The sequence below is a fragment of the Streptococcus pseudopneumoniae genome (genome assembly GCF_038148935.1).
In the GTDB taxonomy this organism is placed as follows: Bacteria; Bacillota; Bacilli; order Lactobacillales; family Streptococcaceae; genus Streptococcus; species Streptococcus pseudopneumoniae_U.
The window spans coordinates 1-3,005 of sequence record NZ_JBBJZX010000136.1; the positions used below are offsets into that span (position 1 = coordinate 1).

The window sequence follows — 3,005 nt, forward strand, 5'->3', positions numbered from 1 at the left end:
GCTTTTACGAGTCTAGGTGCAGATAGTAATGCCTTTACAAGCTTTACAAAAACAAACTATCTTTTTTCAGCAACGGATTATCTCTTAGAGAATTTAGACTTACTTGATGAATTGGTAACATCAGCACACTTTACTGAAGATTCCATTTTGAGAGAGCAGGATATTATCCAGCAAGAACGAGAAATGTATCAAGATGATCCAGATTCGTGTTTATTCTTTTCAACCTTAGCGAATTTATATCCTGGCACACCTTTAGCAACGGATATAGTTGGAAGTGAGGAGTCCATTTCCCAAATCCATCTAACGAATTTGCAAGAAAATTTTACAAAGTTTTACAAACCTGTAAACATGTCTCTGTTTTTAGTTGGCAATTTTGATGTGGATCAAGTACAGGACTATTTTGAAAGAAAAGAATTGAAAGATTTAGATGTTCAGGAAGTAGCAAGAGAAAAGTTGCTTTTACAAGATGTAAAACCAACAGATAGTATGAGAATGGAAGTATCTTCTCCCAAACTAGCGATTGGAGTTAGAGGTAAGCGAGGAGTTTCTGAGGCGGATTGCTATCGACATCATATTTTATTAAAATTATTGTTTGCAATGATGTTTGGTTGGACTTCGGATCGTTTTCAAAAGTTATATGAATCAGGTAAAATAGATGCGTCCCTATCTCTTGAAATTGAAGTAACAAGTCGCTTTCATTTTGTTATGTTGACAATGGATACGAAAGAGCCAGTTGCTTTATCTCATCAATTTAGGAAGGCCATTCGTAATTTTACAAAGGATTTAGATATTACAGAGGAACATTTAGATATTATCAAAAGAGAGATGTTTGGCGAATTTTTCAGTAGCATGAACTCTCTTGAATTGCTTGCAACGCAATATGATGCTTTTGAACATGGTGAGACAATTTTTGATTTACCAAAGATTTTACAGGAAATTACTTTAGAGGATGTCCTTGATGCTGGACATCATTTAATAGATGATGGTGACATAGTTGATTTTACAATATTCCCATCGTAGTAACCTATCATAATAGACACTAGAAAGAAGGGATGACAAGTATGAGGAAAAAAACAATTGGTGAGGTTTTACGATTAGCTAGAATCAATCAGGGATTGAGTTTAGATGAATTGCAGAAAAAGACAGAAATCCAGTTAGATATGTTGGAAGCAATGGAAGCAGACGATTTCGATCAACTTCCAAGTCCTTTTTACACGCGTTCTTTCTTGAGAAAATATGCATGGGCTGTTGAGTTAGATGACCAAATTGTCTTGGATGCTTATGATTCTGGGAGTATGATTACTTATGAGGAAGTAGATGTTGATGAAAACGAGTTGACAGGTCGTAGACGTTCAAGTAAGAAAAAGAAGAAAAAAACATCATTTTTACCTTTATTCTATTTTATCCTTTTTGCTTTATCGATTTTAATTTTTGTGACCTATTATGTTTGGAACTATATTCAAACTCAACCAGAGGGGCCTTCTCTTTCTAATTACAGTGTGGTTCAATCAACAAGTTCAATAAGTTCAACTAGCTCTGTTCCTCACTCCTCAAGTAGTAGTTCATCTAGCAGTTCTTCTAGTGTAGAATCAGCTATAAGTGTATCAGGCGAAGGAAATCATGTAGAAATCGCTTATAAGACAGGTAAGGAGACAGTTAAATTGCAATTGGCAGTTTCAGATGTTACAAGTTGGGTCAGCGTTTCAGAAAGCGAACTTGAGGGCGGTGTGACCTTATCACCGGATAATAAAAGTGCAGAAGCAACAGTTGCAACTAAAAGTCCTGTAACCATTACATTAGGTGTTGTAAAAGGTGTTACTTTGACAGTAGATAATCAGACTGTTGATTTATCGAAGTTAACAGCGCAGACTGGACAAATCACTGTAACCTTTACTAAAAATTAAGGAAAAACGAATGAAAAAAGAACAAATTCCAAATCTCTTAACAATAGGTCGAATTCTTTTTATACCTATTTTTATCTTTATTTTAACAGTAGGAAATTCGATAGAGAGTCATATAGTAGCAGCTATTATCTTTGCTATTGCCAGTATTACCGACTATTTAGATGGATATTTAGCACGTAAATGGAATGTAGTCAGTAATTTTGGTAAATTTGCGGATCCTATGGCGGATAAGCTACTAGTTATGTCGGCTTTTATTATGCTGATTGAGTTAGGTATGGCTCCGGCTTGGATTGTTGCGGTGATCATCTGTCGTGAGTTGGCTGTGACAGGTTTGAGGCTTTTATTGGTTGAAACTGGTGGAACGGTTTTAGCAGCGGCAATGCCTGGAAAAATTAAAACTTTCAGTCAGATGTTTGCCATTATTTTCTTGCTATTACATTGGACTTTGCTTGGTCAAGTTCTACTTTATGTAGCCTTGTTTTTCACTATCTACTCTGGCTATGATTATTTCAAGGGTAGTGCTTATGTATTTAAAGGGACATTTGGTTCGAAATGAAATCAATAATTGATGTAAAAAATCTTTCTTTTCGCTATAAGGAAAGTCAGGAATACTATGATGTGAAAGATATTACGTTTCACGTGAAACGTGGAGAATGGCTTTCGATTGTAGGGCATAATGGTAGTGGTAAATCAACGACGGTTCGCTTAATTGATGGCTTACTGGAAGCAGAATCCGGAGAGATTGTAATTGATGGCCAACGGCTGACTGAGGAAAATGTTTGGAAAATACGTCGTCAAATCGGTATGGTTTTTCAAAATCCAGACAATCAATTTGTTGGAGCGACTGTTGAAGATGATGTTGCTTTTGGTTTGGAAAATCAGGGCCTTTCTCGTCAAGAAATGAAAAAGAGAGTGGAAGAAGCTCTGGCTTTAGTTGGCATGTTAGACTTTAAAAAGAGAGAGCCGGCGCGTCTATCAGGTGGCCAAAAGCAACGTGTGGCCATTGCAGGTGTTGTAGCCCTAAGACCAGCTATTTTAATCCTAGATGAAGCAACGAGTATGTTGGACCCTGAGGGTCGTAGAGAACTGATTGAGACAGTA

General features: G+C 36.6%; 4 protein-coding genes. All 4 read left to right on the forward strand.

Translation table 11 applies throughout. From position 1 onward, the window contains the following. Nucleotides 1-1,020, forward strand: a 1,020-nt coding sequence (gene yfmH / locus WKI42_RS09920) for an EF-P 5-aminopentanol modification-associated protein YfmH (RefSeq protein WP_368081841.1), incomplete at its 5' end; no start/stop codon positions are given. Between the two features lie 41 nt (nt 1,021-1,061). After that, complete coding sequence (gene rodZ / locus WKI42_RS09925) at nt 1,062-1,904, forward strand: cytoskeleton protein RodZ (RefSeq protein WP_368081842.1); 843 nt, start codon at nt 1,062-1,064, stop codon at nt 1,902-1,904. Between the two features lie 10 nt (nt 1,905-1,914). Then, on the forward strand, nt 1,915-2,460 hold the full coding sequence (gene pgsA, locus WKI42_RS09930) for a CDP-diacylglycerol--glycerol-3-phosphate 3-phosphatidyltransferase (protein WP_000712138.1): 546 nt from the start codon (nt 1,915-1,917) through the stop codon (nt 2,458-2,460). Then, a partial coding sequence (locus WKI42_RS09935) for an ATP-binding cassette domain-containing protein (RefSeq protein ID WP_368081843.1) occupies nt 2,457-3,005 on the forward strand: 549 nt, incomplete at its 3' end. The genes pgsA and WKI42_RS09935, both read left to right, overlap by 4 nt.